Genomic DNA, 13,536 nt, shown 5'->3' with positions numbered 1-13,536 from the left:
ATTCTAGAACACCAGGTCTTTCAGCAGGGAGTCCGCCGTTCCGGCCAATGCCTTGTCTATCGTCGCTGAATAGTTCGGGTGGTCCACGCCCACCGACAACGCGGCTCCGTCCTTTAGCGCCTGCTTCATCGGTCCGGACAGTTCGAAGCGCAGGAAGTGGACCGCCGAGGTCTTGTCTTCATTTTCCCGGTCGAGGTCTTCGTCGGCGATCGCATAGATGCGCGGCTGCCCGGCGACTTTGACCCAGACGCGGTCTTCGACGCCAATCAGTTTTGCCAGCGCCATGCGGCGCTCTTCGATGTACGGATACTCGATCAACATTGTCGCCTTCCAGTTGCTGCCGTCCGGCACCAGCGGGTTGTAGGCATCCAGTTCGTCGCGTATGCCCTCCTCCTCGAAGATGCGCTCCACGCGCAACATCTCCTGGATCTGGTAACGCATGGTCAGTTCGTCCTCGAACACCAGGGTGACGTGTTCGCCAAGCTGCACGGTACGGTTCTTCTTGTGGGCCAGAACCCGTTCGCGGAATCCCTTGCGCGCCTTGGCGTATTGTTCGAGAGACATCAGGCTCGCTGCGGTAATCGCGACCATTTGCGTCCTCTTGCGATCGTATTCGGCTGCGTGCAAGGTCAAAGGCCGTAGGCAATGCGGATGAGCGTCAGCGGATGCTGCTTCTCCGCCCTGCCCTCACCAGGATCACCCTCTTCGATACCCTGCCGTATGTGGCGGCCGGCGATCGCGCAATCCGAACTCACGTAGTCGGGTGCGGTGGACGCCATCTGGCGGAATACCGGCCGGCCGATTTTCATCGAGTCCGCGAAAAATTCGCTTTTTACGCCCCAGGTGCCGTCGTGGCCCGCACAGCGCTCCACTGTGTTGACCTCGGTCTGCGGCACGAGTTCGAACATCTCGCGCGTCTTCTGCCCCATGTTCTGCACGCGCAGATGACAGGGGATGTGATACGAAACCTTGCCCAGCGGCGTCTTGAAATCCTTGTTCAGCAGCCCGTCCCTGTTGCGCATGATCAGATACTCGAATGGGTCGAACATTGCTTCCCGTACCGCCTTGACGTCGGGATCGTCCGGAAACATCAGCGGCAGTTCCTGCTTGAACATCAACGTACAGGACGGCACCGCCGTAAGGATGGCGTAACCTGCCTTGGCCAGCTTCGCGAGCACCGGAATGTTGGCGTGCTTGAGCTTCGCAACCGTTTCGAGGTCGCCCAGTTCGAGTTTGGGCATGCCGCAACAGGCCTCTTTCTCGACGAGGATGGCCGGGATTTCGTTGTGCTTCAGGATCTTCAGCAGATCGTGCCCGATACCGGGCTCGTTGTAATTCACGTAACAGGTGGAGAAGATTGCCACCTTGCCGGGTGCGTTCTTGCCGTCCTTCACCGGAAACGACGAATCCGGCCGCGCGGTTCCGCGGAACCGTGCACTGGTGTATTCCGGCAACACCCGGTCCTTGTGCACGCCGAGCATGGAATCCATCACCTTGCGCGCGACCGGCGCCTTGTTGACCGCGTTGACCATCTGCACCACCACCGGGATCGAAGCCAGCTTGCCGACGGCATCGGTGCTGGTCAGCAGCTTGTCGCGAAACGTCGTCCCGCCACTTTTGAACTTGGCCGCCTTGGCCCGCAGCATGAGGTGCGGGAAGTCGATGTTCCAGGGATGCGGCGGCACGTACGGACACTTGGACATGAAGCACATGTCGCACAGATAGCATTTGTCGACGACTTTTCCGAAGTCTTGCCTGTCGACGCCATCCAGTTCGCCGGTCTTGCCGTCATCGATCAGATCGAACAACGTCGGGAACGCGGTGCAAAGATTGACGCAGCGGCGGCAACCGTGACAGATGTCGAAGACGCGATGCATCTCGGCGTGCACCTTGTCCTCGTCATAGAAGTCGGCGGACTGCCAATCGATCGGATGTCTTGTCGGCGCTTCGAGCGAACCTTCGCGGACGGTCATTTGAAAAGTCAATGGGTGACGAGTGAATGCGTGAAGGGAACAAAGGGACGACCGGGGAAGGCTTTCGACCCTTCCCCCTTCACTCTGCCTCCCTTTACTTGGACGCCTTCAGTCTGCCAGGGCGTCGAGGGCCTTCTGGAAGCGGTTGGCGTGGGAACGCTCGGCTTTGGCCAGCGTCTCGAACCAATCCGCAATTTCATCGAAACCTTCGTCGCGGGCGCCCTTGGCCATGCCGGGATACATATCGGTGTACTCGTGAGTTTCGCCGGCAATCGCCGCCTTCAGATTGTCACGGGAACGGCCGATCGGCAGGCCGGTCGCCGGATCGCCGACGGATTCCAGATATTCGAGGTGGCCATGCGCATGGCCGGTTTCACCTTCCGCGGTCGAACGGAAAACCGATGCCACGTCGTTCTGACCTTCCACGTCGGCCTTCGCCGCGAAATAGAGGTAGCGACGGTTGGCCTGGGACTCGCCTGCGAATGCATCCTTCAGGCTTTGTTCGGTCTTCGAACCTTTGAGTGCTTTCATAATGACTCCTGTTATCTTTACGAGTTGTGTCAAATCGGACGGCGGCATCGAACCGTTCCGCCACCCCCCCCTGAATTAGACTAAATCTAATCTGTAAACCAAGTGTAGACATGGGTGCGGGCCAAGTCAACAATGGCCTGTATTCCGCAACTGCCCCGCGCCAAATCAGCATGTGGCGATCGCCGTGTCACACCCGGGATCGACCCGGATCCTGCTTGCGCCGGATCCAGGCGCGCCGCCGAAAAGCACCGCTTCGATCGCGCACCCGGCACCACAGACAGCGGTCATAGGGCGCGACCCCGGAAGGCGTGGCCGCCAATCTCGATCCAGCGCGCGGACACGATGCGTAGCCTTCCCTCACTGCGTGCCGGAGGAACAGGCAATCGAAGGGGCACGGGATCGCGACGACTTGGCGACCATCGTTTCCTCCTTTCCTTCCCTTGATATTCGAACGCGTTCCGGCTCTGGTACTGGCCGCGGAAACCGTTTAGTCTTACCGCAATTTCGACGGTAAAACAACGATAAGCCGCCTGTGACCAAAAGATCTGCGTATGACCACTCCATGCTGACAAGAACCAACATCGGCCTGACCATAGAACAAGACGAACTGAAAGGTTTCTCCAGAACCATTGCCGAAATCGAGTGGCTGCTGCTCGGCCTCGTCCTTGTTTACCTGCTCGCCGACGCACCGCCCGAGGACGGCAGGATCGCCATTCACACCGCACTGTTCTTTTTCACGGCGTTCATCCTCGGTCTGCACTATGTAAATTTCTACAAGCAGGAGAAGCGCCCCAAGCTGATGTTCGAAAACTGGGTGATGATCGTGTTCATCACCTGGGTAGTCTGGTTCACGGGACAGATTCACAGCCCGCTGCTCAACCTCTATCTTTTGCCGGTCATTGCCAGCGCCCTGATCTTTGGCAGGCTGGCGACCGCCACCAAGGTGGGCGCGATCATCGCCTGCTTCATGTACTTCGCTTACGACCCGAAATCGAAGACGCTCCTCACACTGCCGTTTTGGGGCGAGCTTTTGGCAATTTCCGCGCCGATGATTCTGGTGGCGTATATCACCACGATGCTCTCGGCCGACATTCGCTTTGCGGTGGACAAGATCAAGCAGGTGTCCGATACCGACGAACTCACCGGCGCATACAACATGCGCGCGTTTTCGTCGATGCTGCAGCGGGCCTTCAGGCAGGCGGTGCGCTACGGCCACACGCTGTCCGTGGTAATGATCGACTCCGACAACCTGAAGCAGATAAACGACACGCATGGGCATGAGTCCGGCAACAGATTGCTCCAGCACCTGGTGCGCTGCATACGCGAGCAACTGCGCGGCTCCGACGTCATGGCGCGCTTCGGCGGCGACGAGTTCATCGTGCTGCTGCCGGAAACCAATAGCAAGGGCGCCATGGAAATGGCCGAACGCATACGCAAGGCGGTGGAAATATCCCGCTTCGACGTACGTACCGGAGACACCAACATCACCGTAAGCCTTGGCGTCGCCAGCTATCCCGATGAGGGCGGCAATCTCGACGTGATTCTCGACAAGGCGGACAAGGCGATGTATCGCGCCAAGCAACGTGGCCGCAACCGGGTCATCGCTTACACTGAAGACGTAGCAGCCTGATCTCGCTCGCCAGGACTGCCGCGGCCCGGCCTGAAATATTCCGTGTTTTCGTAGAAGCTTTCCTCTTCGTTCCCACCCCACCATCCCGCCACACCCAAAACCGGTAACGGCGAGAACTCGCGACCGTGGCTCATGCGTTTCCGGTCCCATACGTGCGCCGCAAGCAGGCGATCGGCTTCGGCGATTTGCGAGTTCAGGGGCAGTTCCGCAAACGCATCCGGCACTTCAAACAGCACCCCCTTGCCGGTCATGCCGACGAAGGGATTCAGCGCCTTGTGGTAAAGCGCATGGCCGAACAGTAAAAATCGCATCCGCTTCCTGACCTGCTCGCGTCGGTTCCAGAACAACTCTTTCCAGCGGAATTCACGCACCAGATCCAGCAGTCCAGAGTCGCTGCAAAGAACGACCAGGCCATCTTCGTCGAATAGCGTAAGCGCGTCGCACACCGCCGGCCGGTTGCCGGATTCACCGGCGGACAACAACTCGTAGTGACGGGCGTTGATTACCGCCTTGGTCGTCGGGAAGGTCATCCAAACCAGCGCGTTGAACAGGTCATGCCAGTCGAGCGGACGTATCTGCACTTCGCCCTTTAAAAAAACTCGCGGCTCGAAGCCGTCCCGGAAGTGTTTCGACTTCGGCGCCTGCGGGACGAAACGCACGCGCAAACCCTGCGCATTGACCACCCTGCCGGCATCGTCGGCTAGCGCGGTCAGCAGGTCGGGATTCGGCCAGCCGATCCCCGGCAGACGAGCGCCGACGGCACGCAGCGGTGCAAACATATCGGAGCGGTTCAGCCAGTCCGTATTCCAGTAGTCGGCCATGCAAGCGTGCGGGTGCGTTCGGGTAACATGCGTTCCTCGCAGTATAGCCATCTGGAAAAAAGCACCGTGACCGAACAAGTGGATTGCGCCGTCATCGGCGCCGGCATCGTCGGACTTGCCATCGCCCGCGAACTCGCCATCGCCGGGCGCGAGGTCATCGTGCTGGAGGCAGCGGACGCCATCGGCACGCACACCAGCTCGCGCAACTCGGAAGTCATCCACGCCGGCCTGTACTACCCGAAAGGTTCGCTGAAAGCCATGTTGTGCGTGTCCGGCAAGTCGATGCTCTACGACTACTGCGCCGAACATGGCGTACCGCACAGAAACAGCGGCAAGATCGTCGTCGCCGTGACTGAGGACGAAATCGCCACACTGAAGGGTTACGTCGAAAAAGCCGAAGCCAATGGCATCAGGGATCTGCGCTGGCTGTCGCGCGAAGAACTGCGAGAACTGGAGCCGGCCTTGGACTGCGTGGCCGGCTTTTTTTCGCCTTCCACCGGCATCATCGATAGCCATGCGCTGATGCTCGCCTACCAGGGAGATGCCGAGAACAGCGGTGCCACCGTCGTGTTCAAGAGTCCGGTCGAATCCGGAGAGGTCGTCTCCGAAGGCATCGTGCTGAACGTCGGCGGCGATGAACCCATGACCATTGTTTGCAGGAGCATCGTCAATTCCGCCGGCCTGTTCGCGCAGAACATTGCGCGATCGATCGAAGGCGTGCCGGCGCAGAGCATTCCCCCGCAATATTTCGCCAAGGCGCACTACTACACCTTGTCGGGCAAGCCGCCGTTCAGGCACCTGGTTTATCCGGTAGCCAGCCATGCCCACCTCGGTGTCCATGTGACCGTGGACCTTGCCGGCCAGGTGCGTTTCGGTCCGGACGTATCCTGGGTCGATTCGGTGGATTACAGTTTCGATCACTCACGCGAACCCCTGTTCTACGCAGCGATCCGCAAGTATTACCCGGGTCTCAAGGACGGCCAGTTGCAGCCTGGCTACACCGGCATCCGTCCCAAGGTCTCCGGCCCGAATGAAGCCGCCGCCGACTTCCTCATTCGCGGACCGAAGGATCACGGTATTGCAGGATTGGTCAACCTGTACGGCATCGAATCGCCGGGACTGACCGCGTCGCTGGCGATCGCCACACACGTTAGGGGACTTCTGCAGGATTAGACTGGCGAATAGTCCGACGCGGGAGGAGGGAAAGCATGGGAGCAATGGATCGGCTGGAGCCCATCGAGAAGGCGGGGATCGACGAACTGCGCGCGCTGCAGTTCGACCGGCTGCGCTGGAGCTTGCGGCATGCGTACGAAAACGTGCCGCACTACCGCAAAGCCTTCGATACGGCCGGCGCTCACCTCGGCGACCTGAAAAGTCTCTCCGACCTGACGAAATTTCCGTTCACCACCAAGGCAGAGTTGCGTGAGAACTATCCTTTCGGCATGTTCGCGGCACCGATGGACGAGATCGTGCGCGTGCATGCTTCCAGCGGTACCACCGGAAAGCCGACAGTCGTCGGCTACACAAAGCAGGACATCGAGATGTGGGCGTCGGTCATGGCCCGCTCCCTGCGTGCGGCCGGCGTGCGATCCAGCGACATCGTGCATATCGCCTACGGTTATGGCCTGTTCACCGGCGGGCTCGGCGCGCACTACGGCGCCGAAGCACTCGGCGCCACCGTGATTCCCTCGGGCGGCGGCATGACCGAACGGCAGGTCAAGCTCATCTGCGATTTCAAGCCCGACATCATCATGTGCACGCCGTCCTATCTGCTGGTAATTGCGGACGAGTTCGTGCGCCAGGGACTCGACCCGGCTAAATCGTCGCCGCGCGCGGGTATCTTCGGCGCCGAGCCGTGGTCCGAAAGCATGCAGGCCGAGCTCGAGCGGCGCTTCGGCATCGTCGCGCTGGACCTGTATGGATTGTCCGAAGTCATCGGTCCCGGCGTGGCGGCGGAATGCATCGAAACCCGGGATGGCCTCACCCTCTGGGAGGACCATTTCTTTCCCGAGATCATCGATCCGCAAACCGGAACGGTGCTGCCCGACGGTGAGAAAGGCGAGCTGGTGATCACCTCGCTCACCAAGGTGGGCATGCCGGTCATTCGTTATCGCACACGCGATCTCACGCGGCTGCTGCCGGGGACCGCGCGAACCATGCGCCGCATGGATCGCGTCACCGGGCGCAGCGACGACATGCTGATCATCCGCGGCGTCAATGTCTTCCCGTCGCAGATCGAGGAGATCGTAGTACAGCAGACTAGCCTCTCGCCTCACTACGTTCTCGAAGTACGCCGCGAAAGCCATTTGGATGAACTCGATGTGCTGGTCGAACGCCGGCCGGAAATCCCCGGGCTGGTGTCGGCCACCGCTCGCAGCGGCGTCGAGCAGGAAGTGGAACGACTGATCAAGGGCTTGATCGGGGTCAGCACAAAGGTGCGCGTAGTCGAACCGGGCACCCTGCAACGCTCGCAGGGCAAGGCGGTGCGCGTCATCGACAAACGGCCAAAGAATTGAGAGGAGAGCAGGGTGTCATCATCGGCAACTAAACCGTTCGTTCAGGAGGCACAAAGCCTGCAACGAGCCGGCATCGGCAACGATGCGATCGAATCGTGGCGCGCGTCGGCCCCGCTCGACACCGGTGATTTCACCGGCGACTGCGCGCGCTACTCGCCGTTTTGGGAGGCCAGTGCCGCACTGCTGGCGCGGCTTCCCGCACGGCCGGCGCGCAACGCGGAGCAAGCCGACGCCGCGGAACAGATCAAGCGCGTCGCGCGCGAAGCGCGTACGCGTTTTCTTGCGGCTCATGCGGGAGCGGTCTACGACCGCTTGACGCGCAACCGGACGCGGTTCGTGCGCGTCGAACAACTCATCTATGACGCCGCGGTGCTGGTACCCGGCCTGACTCCGACGCAGGCGCAGGTCGATGCCGAACTGGCGTTGATGCAGCGGGACAAAGAAGGTCACGAAGTCGATCAGGGGATTTTCATTTCGAGTGTGCTCGCCGACGTGCGATCGGGAACGCATCTCTGCCACGCCATGCTGCTGCCGCGCCCCGAAGCCGTCGCGCAACTTCCCGAATACGAGAAAACCGGCCATCTCGATCTTGGCACTGCGGAAATATTCCGCAGGGGCCACGCTTCCTACGTGATCCAGAAGAATCCGCGCCACCTGAACGCGGAAGACGACACCACCATCGACGCAGCGGAAATTGCGGTCGATCTTGCGATCCTCGACCCGCAAACCCAGATCGGTGTGCTGCGCGGTGATTACGTGCAAGGCGGAAAATACGACGGCCGGCGCATGCTCGGCAGCGGCATCAACCTCACGCACCTGTATTACGGCAAGATACCGTTCATCTGGTACCTGCAGCGCGACCTCGGCATCGTCAACAAGTTCTTTCGCGGCGTGGCGCGCGAGGACATGACGCCGGATGACGTGAACGGGCAAACCATCGAGAAACCCTGGGTGGCCGTGGTCGAGCAGTTCGCCATCGGCGGCCACTGCCAGTATCTGCTGACGATGGATTACGTGCTGGCGGCGCGGGGCGCCTTTCTGAGCCTGCCTGCGCGCAAGGAGGGCATCATTCCCGGGGCGGCCAACATGCGCCTGCCGCGCTTCACCGGCGAGCGCATTGCGCGGCAGGCGATCATGTATGAACGCCGGCTGGACTGCGACAGTCCGGAAGGGCGTCTGATCTGCGACGAGATCGTCGAACCGGCCGAGATGGACGGCGCGATCGAGCGCGTGGTCGACGATCTCACCAGTTCCGGCGTCGTCAGCGCCGCCTCGAACCGGCGCGCGTTCCGTGTGACGCAAGAACCGTTGGACCTGTTTCGCCGCTACTTCGCCACGTACGCGCTGGAGCAGGCTTACTGCCATTTCAGCCCTGCGCTGATTTCCAACCTCGAGCGGCACTGGAACGCAAAGAGCCGCAAGATCTGAGTCTCAACCCAACACAGAGGCACAGATACCCGACGTGCGTAGCACGTCGGGTATCTGTGCCTCTGTGTTGGGTGTTGCCCTAGACAGCACTTAACGGTCCGATCGGGTATGATGCCGCGCCGTCGCGATTCTTATTCGGGCCCGAGCCACAAACTCCGCTTAGTCCGCACACAAATCTCGACGTCCACTACCCTCACCAATCAGGAGAATAAAGCATGACCAGCGTGATTATGATCCTCGGCCCGCTCACCGTGATTATCGGATGTCTCTACTGGGTGATGTCACTCGGCAAGGAACAGGCAGCCCTCCACGCGGAACTCTGGCCCAAGCTACGCAAGTAAGCCCAGACCGCCGCTCCAAACAAAAAGCCCCGGATTTCCGGGGCTTTTTTAATCTCTAGCTTTTTCCACCCAACGCAGAGGCGCAGAGAAATACAAGACTGAATATGGGCTCGCCAATGTTCGCTGAGAGCGGCGGTTAACTTCGAACCTATTTGCTTTCTCCGCGAACTCTGCGTCCTCCGCGTCTTTGCGTTGGGTGTAGGTCCTAAGCAGCCTTAGCCTGATTGATCGCCCGCCAGACCTTTTCCGGCGTCGCGGGCATCTCGATCTGTTTGACGCCGAGCGGGCGCAATGCATCGATGACCGCATTCATGACCGTAGGCGTCCCGCCTACCGTGCCGAGCTCGCCGACGCCCTTTGCACCAAGCGGATTGATCTTGCACGGCGTGGTCTCGTCGGTAGAGGTATTGAAGCTCGGCAGATCGTCCGCGCGCGGCAGGCAGTAATCCAGCAGCGAACCGGTGACGAGCTGGCCGCTTTCGGGATCGTAATGCGTGTTTTCCAGCAGCGCCTGACCGACCGCCTGTGCTATGCCGCCGTGCACCTGGCCGGCAACGATCAGCGGGTTGATCACGCGGCCCACATCGTCCATGGTGGTGTAGCGCACGATCTTCGTGACGCCGGTTTCGGGATCGATCTCCACTTCGCAGACATGGCAACTGTTCGGCCAGGACGGGCCGCCGACCTTCTGCAAGGTCGTAATCGCGATGCGCTTCTCCGGCTGCTTCGCCGCCAACTCGAATAGGCCGATCCCAACGTCGGTTCCCGCCACCTTGAAACGGCCGTCCCGGTATTCGATGTCCTGCCCGGCCGCCTCGAGTGCGTCGCCGGCGAGCTCGCGACCCTTCTCGATGGTCTGTTTCGACGCGGTCAGCATCGCCGAGCCACCGATGTAGAGCGAACGGCTGCCCATGCTGCCGATGCCCTGGGCGATGTCGCTGTCGCCCTGCACGATGACAATCTTGTCCGGATCGATATCCAGCGTTTCGGAAAGAATCTGAACGTAGCTGGTCTCGATGCCCTGTCCCATCGCCTGCATCGCCGTATAAACCAGCACGCGGCCATCAGCTTCGACATGCAGGTTCACGGTCTCTTCGTGCACGACGCCGGTCCACTCCAGGAAAGTCGACAGCGCGCGCCCGCGCAGCTTGCCGCGCTTGCGCGATTCGTCGCGCCGCGCTGCGTAGCCTTTCCAGTCGGACTTTTCCAGGATGCGATCGAGCATGTGCGGAAAGTTGCCGCTGTCGAACTTCTCGCCCATCGGCGTCTTGTACGGCATTTGCGAGGGCTGGATGAAATTGCGCCGCCTCAATTCCGCCGGATCCATTTTCATCTCGGCCGCGGCCTGGTCCATCAGGCGTTCGACCAGGTAGATCGCTTCGGGCCGGCCGGCGCCGCGGTAGGCGCCGACCATGTTGGTGTTGGTCATCACTGCGGTGCCGCGCAGGTGCAGCGCCGGCACGTGATAGACGCCGGTGATCACCTTCGGACCGACGGCAACGACGATCACGGCACCCGGACCGCTGGCGTGCGCACCGATGTTGCCGATGATATTGACGCGGAAGCCGAGAATCTTGCCATCGGCATCGAAGGCAAGCTCGGCGTGGTTGACCTGGTCGCGGCCATGATTGCCCGCCAGGAACTCCTCGCTGCGGCTCGCGCGCCAGTGCACCGGGCGCTTCAGCTTGCGTGCGGCCCAGGCGCAGACCACGTCTTCGGCATACAACTGCGTCTTCATGCCGAAACCGCCGCCGACATCGCCAACGATGACGCGCACACTCTGCATCGGCACCTTCAGGCAGGATTCCGCCAGGGTCTTCTGCAAGCCGGCCGGGTTCTGGCAACTGGTACGCAAGGTGACGCGGCCGCTGCCGGCGTCGAATTCCGCGATGCTGCCGCGGGGTTCCATGCTCACCGGCACCAGCCGCTGGTTGGTCAGCGACAGTTTGGTAATGTGCTTCGCCCTGGCAAAGGCGGCATCACACAGGTCTTTCTTGCCGAATTCCATTTGCGCGGCGATGTTGCCGGGCGCATCCGGCCACAGCAGCGGCGCCCCTTTTGCGGTGGCGGCTTCGATGGTTACGACCGCGGGCAAGTCTTCGTATTCGACCATCACCTGCTCGGCGGCATCCTCCGCCTGTATGCGGGTTTTCGCGATCACGGCAGCCACCGGTTCGCCGACATAGCGCGCCGTATCGATTACGAGGGCATCGTGCGGCGCGCCGCACATCGGCTTGCCATCGGCACGCTTCAGTCCCTCGCCGTCGGGGAGCGGGCCAATGCCGTCCGCCCTGAGATCTGCGCCGGCCAACACGGCCACCACGCCGGGCATCGTTTTCGCCGATCCGGCGTCGATCGAGACAATGCGAGCATGCGCGTGCGGCGAACGCACGAACGCGACAAAGACCTCGTTTGCGACCGCCACGTCATCGACGTACTGGCCCGTGCCGAACAGAAGGCGCTGGTCCTCCCTGCGGGTCATCGCCTGACCGATACCGAACTTTGCCATGTTGTTATCCCAGTTCCGTTATGTTGCAAAAGAGAAATATCGCCGGATTCTACGCCACGATCGCATCGGCTGTTCAGGATGCCCCGGTCTGTTCAGGTTGCTCCGGCCGCTGCGGTTGTCTAGGATTGCACTTTCGCCGGTGACGCCGGCTCTCACCCGCCAAGAAGGGAAACCCATGCCAGTCCGGCTCTCCATGACCGTGAACGGAAAACCCATCAGCGCCGATGTGGAACCGCGCACGCTGCTGGTGGACTTCATCCGCGATGCGCTGCGCCTCACCGGGACGCACATCGGCTGCGATACCGCGCAATGCGGCGCCTGTACGATCCATATGAACGGCGCAGCGGTCAAATGCTGCAACATGCTGGCCGTGCAGGCCCAGGGCAGCACGATCCTGACCATCGAGGGCCTTGCCAAGGCCGACGGCAGCATGCATCCGATGCAGGCGGCGTTCCGCGACCATCATGGCCTGCAGTGCGGTTATTGCACGCCGGGCATGGTCATGAGCGTGATCGATCTGCTCAAGCGCCACCCGAATCCGAGCGAAGAACTGATCCGCGCCGAACTGGATGGTAACCTGTGCCGCTGTACCGGCTATCACAACATCGTCAAAGCCGTCCAGGCCGCCTCTAAAGCCTAAACCTCTACGTCATCTCAACCCAACGCAGAGGCGCAGAGAACGCAGAGGGCGCTGAGAAGGGCAAAGTTCTGAAATGTGAATATGAAAACGGCAAACTATACAATTGAGCAACGGTTCGATCCCAATTCGATTGCTTTTCTCTGCGAACTTTGCGCCCTCTGCGCCTCTGCGTTGGGTGTAAATTTAGGAAAAACCAAACATGCATGCATTTAATTATCACAAGGCTTCGAGCGTCGCGGACGCTACGGCGAAGCTGGCCGCTTCGGAAGACGCCCGCCTGCTGGCAGGCGGACAGACGTTGATCGCCGCCATGAAGATGCGGTTGTCCGCACCGTCAGACGTCATCGACCTGGGCGGCATCGGGGAATTGCGCGGGATCAAGGTCGAGGGCGGGAGTGTCATGATCGGCGCGATGACGACGCACGCCGCGGTCGCCGCTTCGAAGGAGGTCGCCAAAGCCATTCCGGCGCTGGCGTTGCTCGCCGGCAGCATCGGCGACCCGATGGTGCGCAACATGGGCACGCTGGGCGGTTCGGTCGCCAACAACGATCCGGCCGCGGACTATCCCGCGGCGCTCGTTGGACTGGGCGCGACCGTCATCACCAGCAAACGCAAGATCGGGGCCGATCAGTTTTTCACGGGAATGTTCGAAACCGCGCTCGAGCCGGGCGAGATCATTACCTCGATTTCCTTTCCGATACCGAAGCGCGCCGCCTACATGAAATTCAAGAACCCGGCCTCGCGTTACGCGATGGTGGGTGTATTCGTGGCTGAAAGCGCCAGCGGCATGCGCGTTGCCGCGACCGGCGCCGGACCGTGCGTATTTCGCATCCCCGAAATGGAAAAGGCCCTCGGGAAATCTTTCTCGCCCGATGCGGTCAAGGGAATCAAAGTATCCGCTGGTAATCTGAACACTGATATCCATGCCAGCGCCGAGTACCGCTCGCACCTGATCACGATCATGGCCCAACGCGCCGTCGACCAGGCTCTTAAAGCATAAGGATTACACCCAACGCAGATACCCTCGCGAATACCCTACGTGCGTAGCACGTCGGAGTACCCTTTTAGGGCGCAAAGGACGCAGAGAAAGAGCAAACTGAAGAGCGACACGCGAAAGACACGAAGGAACCGCGAAGGACGGCACACC

The 13,536-nt window shown here is 61.0% G+C and carries 11 protein-coding genes; 6 read left to right on the top strand and 5 right to left on the bottom strand.

Annotation, left to right across the window (positions count from 1 at the left end; genetic code table 11):
- Window positions 1–3 precede the first annotated feature (3 nt).
- From HY067_10150 to HY067_10140, 3 genes are all read right to left on the bottom strand, one after another.
- Entirely contained in the window at window positions 4–591 is a 588-nt protein-coding gene (locus tag HY067_10150) for a DUF3501 family protein (GenBank protein ID MBI3528320.1), read from the bottom strand.
- Between the two features lie 38 nt (window positions 592–629).
- Complete coding sequence (locus tag HY067_10145; protein ID MBI3528319.1) at window positions 630–1,973, bottom strand: Fe-S oxidoreductase; 1,344 nt, start codon at window positions 1,971–1,973, stop codon at window positions 630–632.
- Between the two features lie 108 nt (window positions 1,974–2,081).
- Window positions 2,082–2,504, bottom strand: coding sequence for a rubrerythrin (locus tag HY067_10140; GenBank protein MBI3528318.1), 423 nt, complete (start codon window positions 2,502–2,504; stop codon window positions 2,082–2,084).
- 562 nt (window positions 2,505–3,066) lie between these two features.
- Here HY067_10140 and HY067_10135 point away from each other — a divergent pair.
- The gene (locus HY067_10135) at window positions 3,067–4,134 is read left to right on the top strand and encodes a GGDEF domain-containing protein (GenBank protein MBI3528317.1); all 1,068 of its coding nucleotides are present in this window, start codon (window positions 3,067–3,069) and stop codon (window positions 4,132–4,134) included.
- Here the strand turns inward: HY067_10135 and HY067_10130 are convergent.
- Window positions 4,110–4,955 (bottom strand): DUF3025 domain-containing protein, encoded by an 846-nt coding sequence (locus tag HY067_10130; protein ID MBI3528316.1) that lies wholly within the window; start codon window positions 4,953–4,955, stop codon window positions 4,110–4,112. The genes HY067_10135 and HY067_10130 overlap by 25 nt on opposite strands.
- A gap of 66 nt (window positions 4,956–5,021) precedes the next feature.
- Here HY067_10130 and HY067_10125 point away from each other — a divergent pair, with 66 nt between their 5' ends.
- The 3 genes from HY067_10125 to HY067_10115 are packed head-to-tail and all read left to right on the top strand — an operon-like array spanning window position 5,022 to window position 8,899.
- Window positions 5,022–6,128: an NAD(P)/FAD-dependent oxidoreductase gene (locus tag HY067_10125; protein ID MBI3528315.1), complete on the top strand. Its 1,107-nt coding sequence runs from the start codon at window positions 5,022–5,024 to the stop codon at window positions 6,126–6,128.
- 35 nt (window positions 6,129–6,163) lie between these two features.
- Window positions 6,164–7,471, top strand: coding sequence for a phenylacetate--CoA ligase (gene paaF, locus HY067_10120; protein ID MBI3528314.1), 1,308 nt, complete (start codon window positions 6,164–6,166; stop codon window positions 7,469–7,471).
- Between the two features lie 12 nt (window positions 7,472–7,483).
- On the top strand, window positions 7,484–8,899 hold the full coding sequence (locus tag HY067_10115; protein ID MBI3528313.1) for an enoyl-CoA hydratase/isomerase family protein: 1,416 nt from the start codon (window positions 7,484–7,486) through the stop codon (window positions 8,897–8,899).
- Between the two features lie 546 nt (window positions 8,900–9,445).
- Here the strand turns inward: HY067_10115 and HY067_10110 are convergent.
- Window positions 9,446–11,749 carry a xanthine dehydrogenase family protein molybdopterin-binding subunit gene (locus tag HY067_10110; protein ID MBI3528312.1) on the bottom strand — a complete coding sequence of 768 codons (2,304 nt, stop codon included), beginning with the start codon at window positions 11,747–11,749 and terminating at the stop codon, window positions 9,446–9,448.
- A 175-nt stretch (window positions 11,750–11,924) separates the two neighbouring features.
- Between HY067_10110 and HY067_10105 the strand changes: the two genes are divergently transcribed.
- A complete protein-coding gene (locus tag HY067_10105) occupies window positions 11,925–12,389 on the top strand; it encodes a (2Fe-2S)-binding protein (protein MBI3528311.1) in 465 nt (154 codons plus the stop codon).
- A 199-nt stretch (window positions 12,390–12,588) separates the two neighbouring features.
- Complete coding sequence (locus HY067_10100) at window positions 12,589–13,389, top strand: xanthine dehydrogenase family protein subunit M (protein MBI3528310.1); 801 nt, start codon at window positions 12,589–12,591, stop codon at window positions 13,387–13,389.
- Window positions 13,390–13,536 lie beyond the last annotated feature (147 nt).

The sequence above is a fragment of the Betaproteobacteria bacterium genome (genome assembly GCA_016194905.1).
Taxonomy (GTDB): Bacteria; Pseudomonadota; Gammaproteobacteria; order Burkholderiales; family JACQAP01; genus JACQAP01.
The sequence above is the reverse complement of the archived record's forward strand: the minus strand, read 5'-3'. Positions and strand labels throughout refer to the sequence as shown.

Excerpts from the sequence above, each read along its gene's own strand:
- HY067_10105 (MBI3528311.1), top strand. The coding sequence starts at position 11,925 with ATGCCAGTCCGGCTCTCCATGACCGTGAACGGAAAACCCATCAGCGCC.
- HY067_10140 (MBI3528318.1), bottom strand. The coding sequence starts at position 2,504 with ATGAAAGCACTCAAAGGTTCGAAGACCGAACAAAGCCTGAAGGATGCA.
- HY067_10110 (MBI3528312.1), bottom strand. The coding sequence starts at position 11,749 with ATGGCAAAGTTCGGTATCGGTCAGGCGATGACCCGCAGGGAGGACCAG.
- paaF (MBI3528314.1), top strand. The coding sequence starts at position 6,164 with ATGGGAGCAATGGATCGGCTGGAGCCCATCGAGAAGGCGGGGATCGAC.
- HY067_10145 (MBI3528319.1), bottom strand. The coding sequence starts at position 1,973 with ATGACCGTCCGCGAAGGTTCGCTCGAAGCGCCGACAAGACATCCGATC.
- HY067_10150 (MBI3528320.1), bottom strand. The coding sequence starts at position 591 with ATGGTCGCGATTACCGCAGCGAGCCTGATGTCTCTCGAACAATACGCC.
- HY067_10130 (MBI3528316.1), bottom strand. The coding sequence starts at position 4,955 with ATGGCCGACTACTGGAATACGGACTGGCTGAACCGCTCCGATATGTTT.
- HY067_10100 (MBI3528310.1), top strand. The coding sequence starts at position 12,589 with ATGCATGCATTTAATTATCACAAGGCTTCGAGCGTCGCGGACGCTACG.
- HY067_10135 (MBI3528317.1), top strand. The coding sequence starts at position 3,067 with ATGCTGACAAGAACCAACATCGGCCTGACCATAGAACAAGACGAACTG.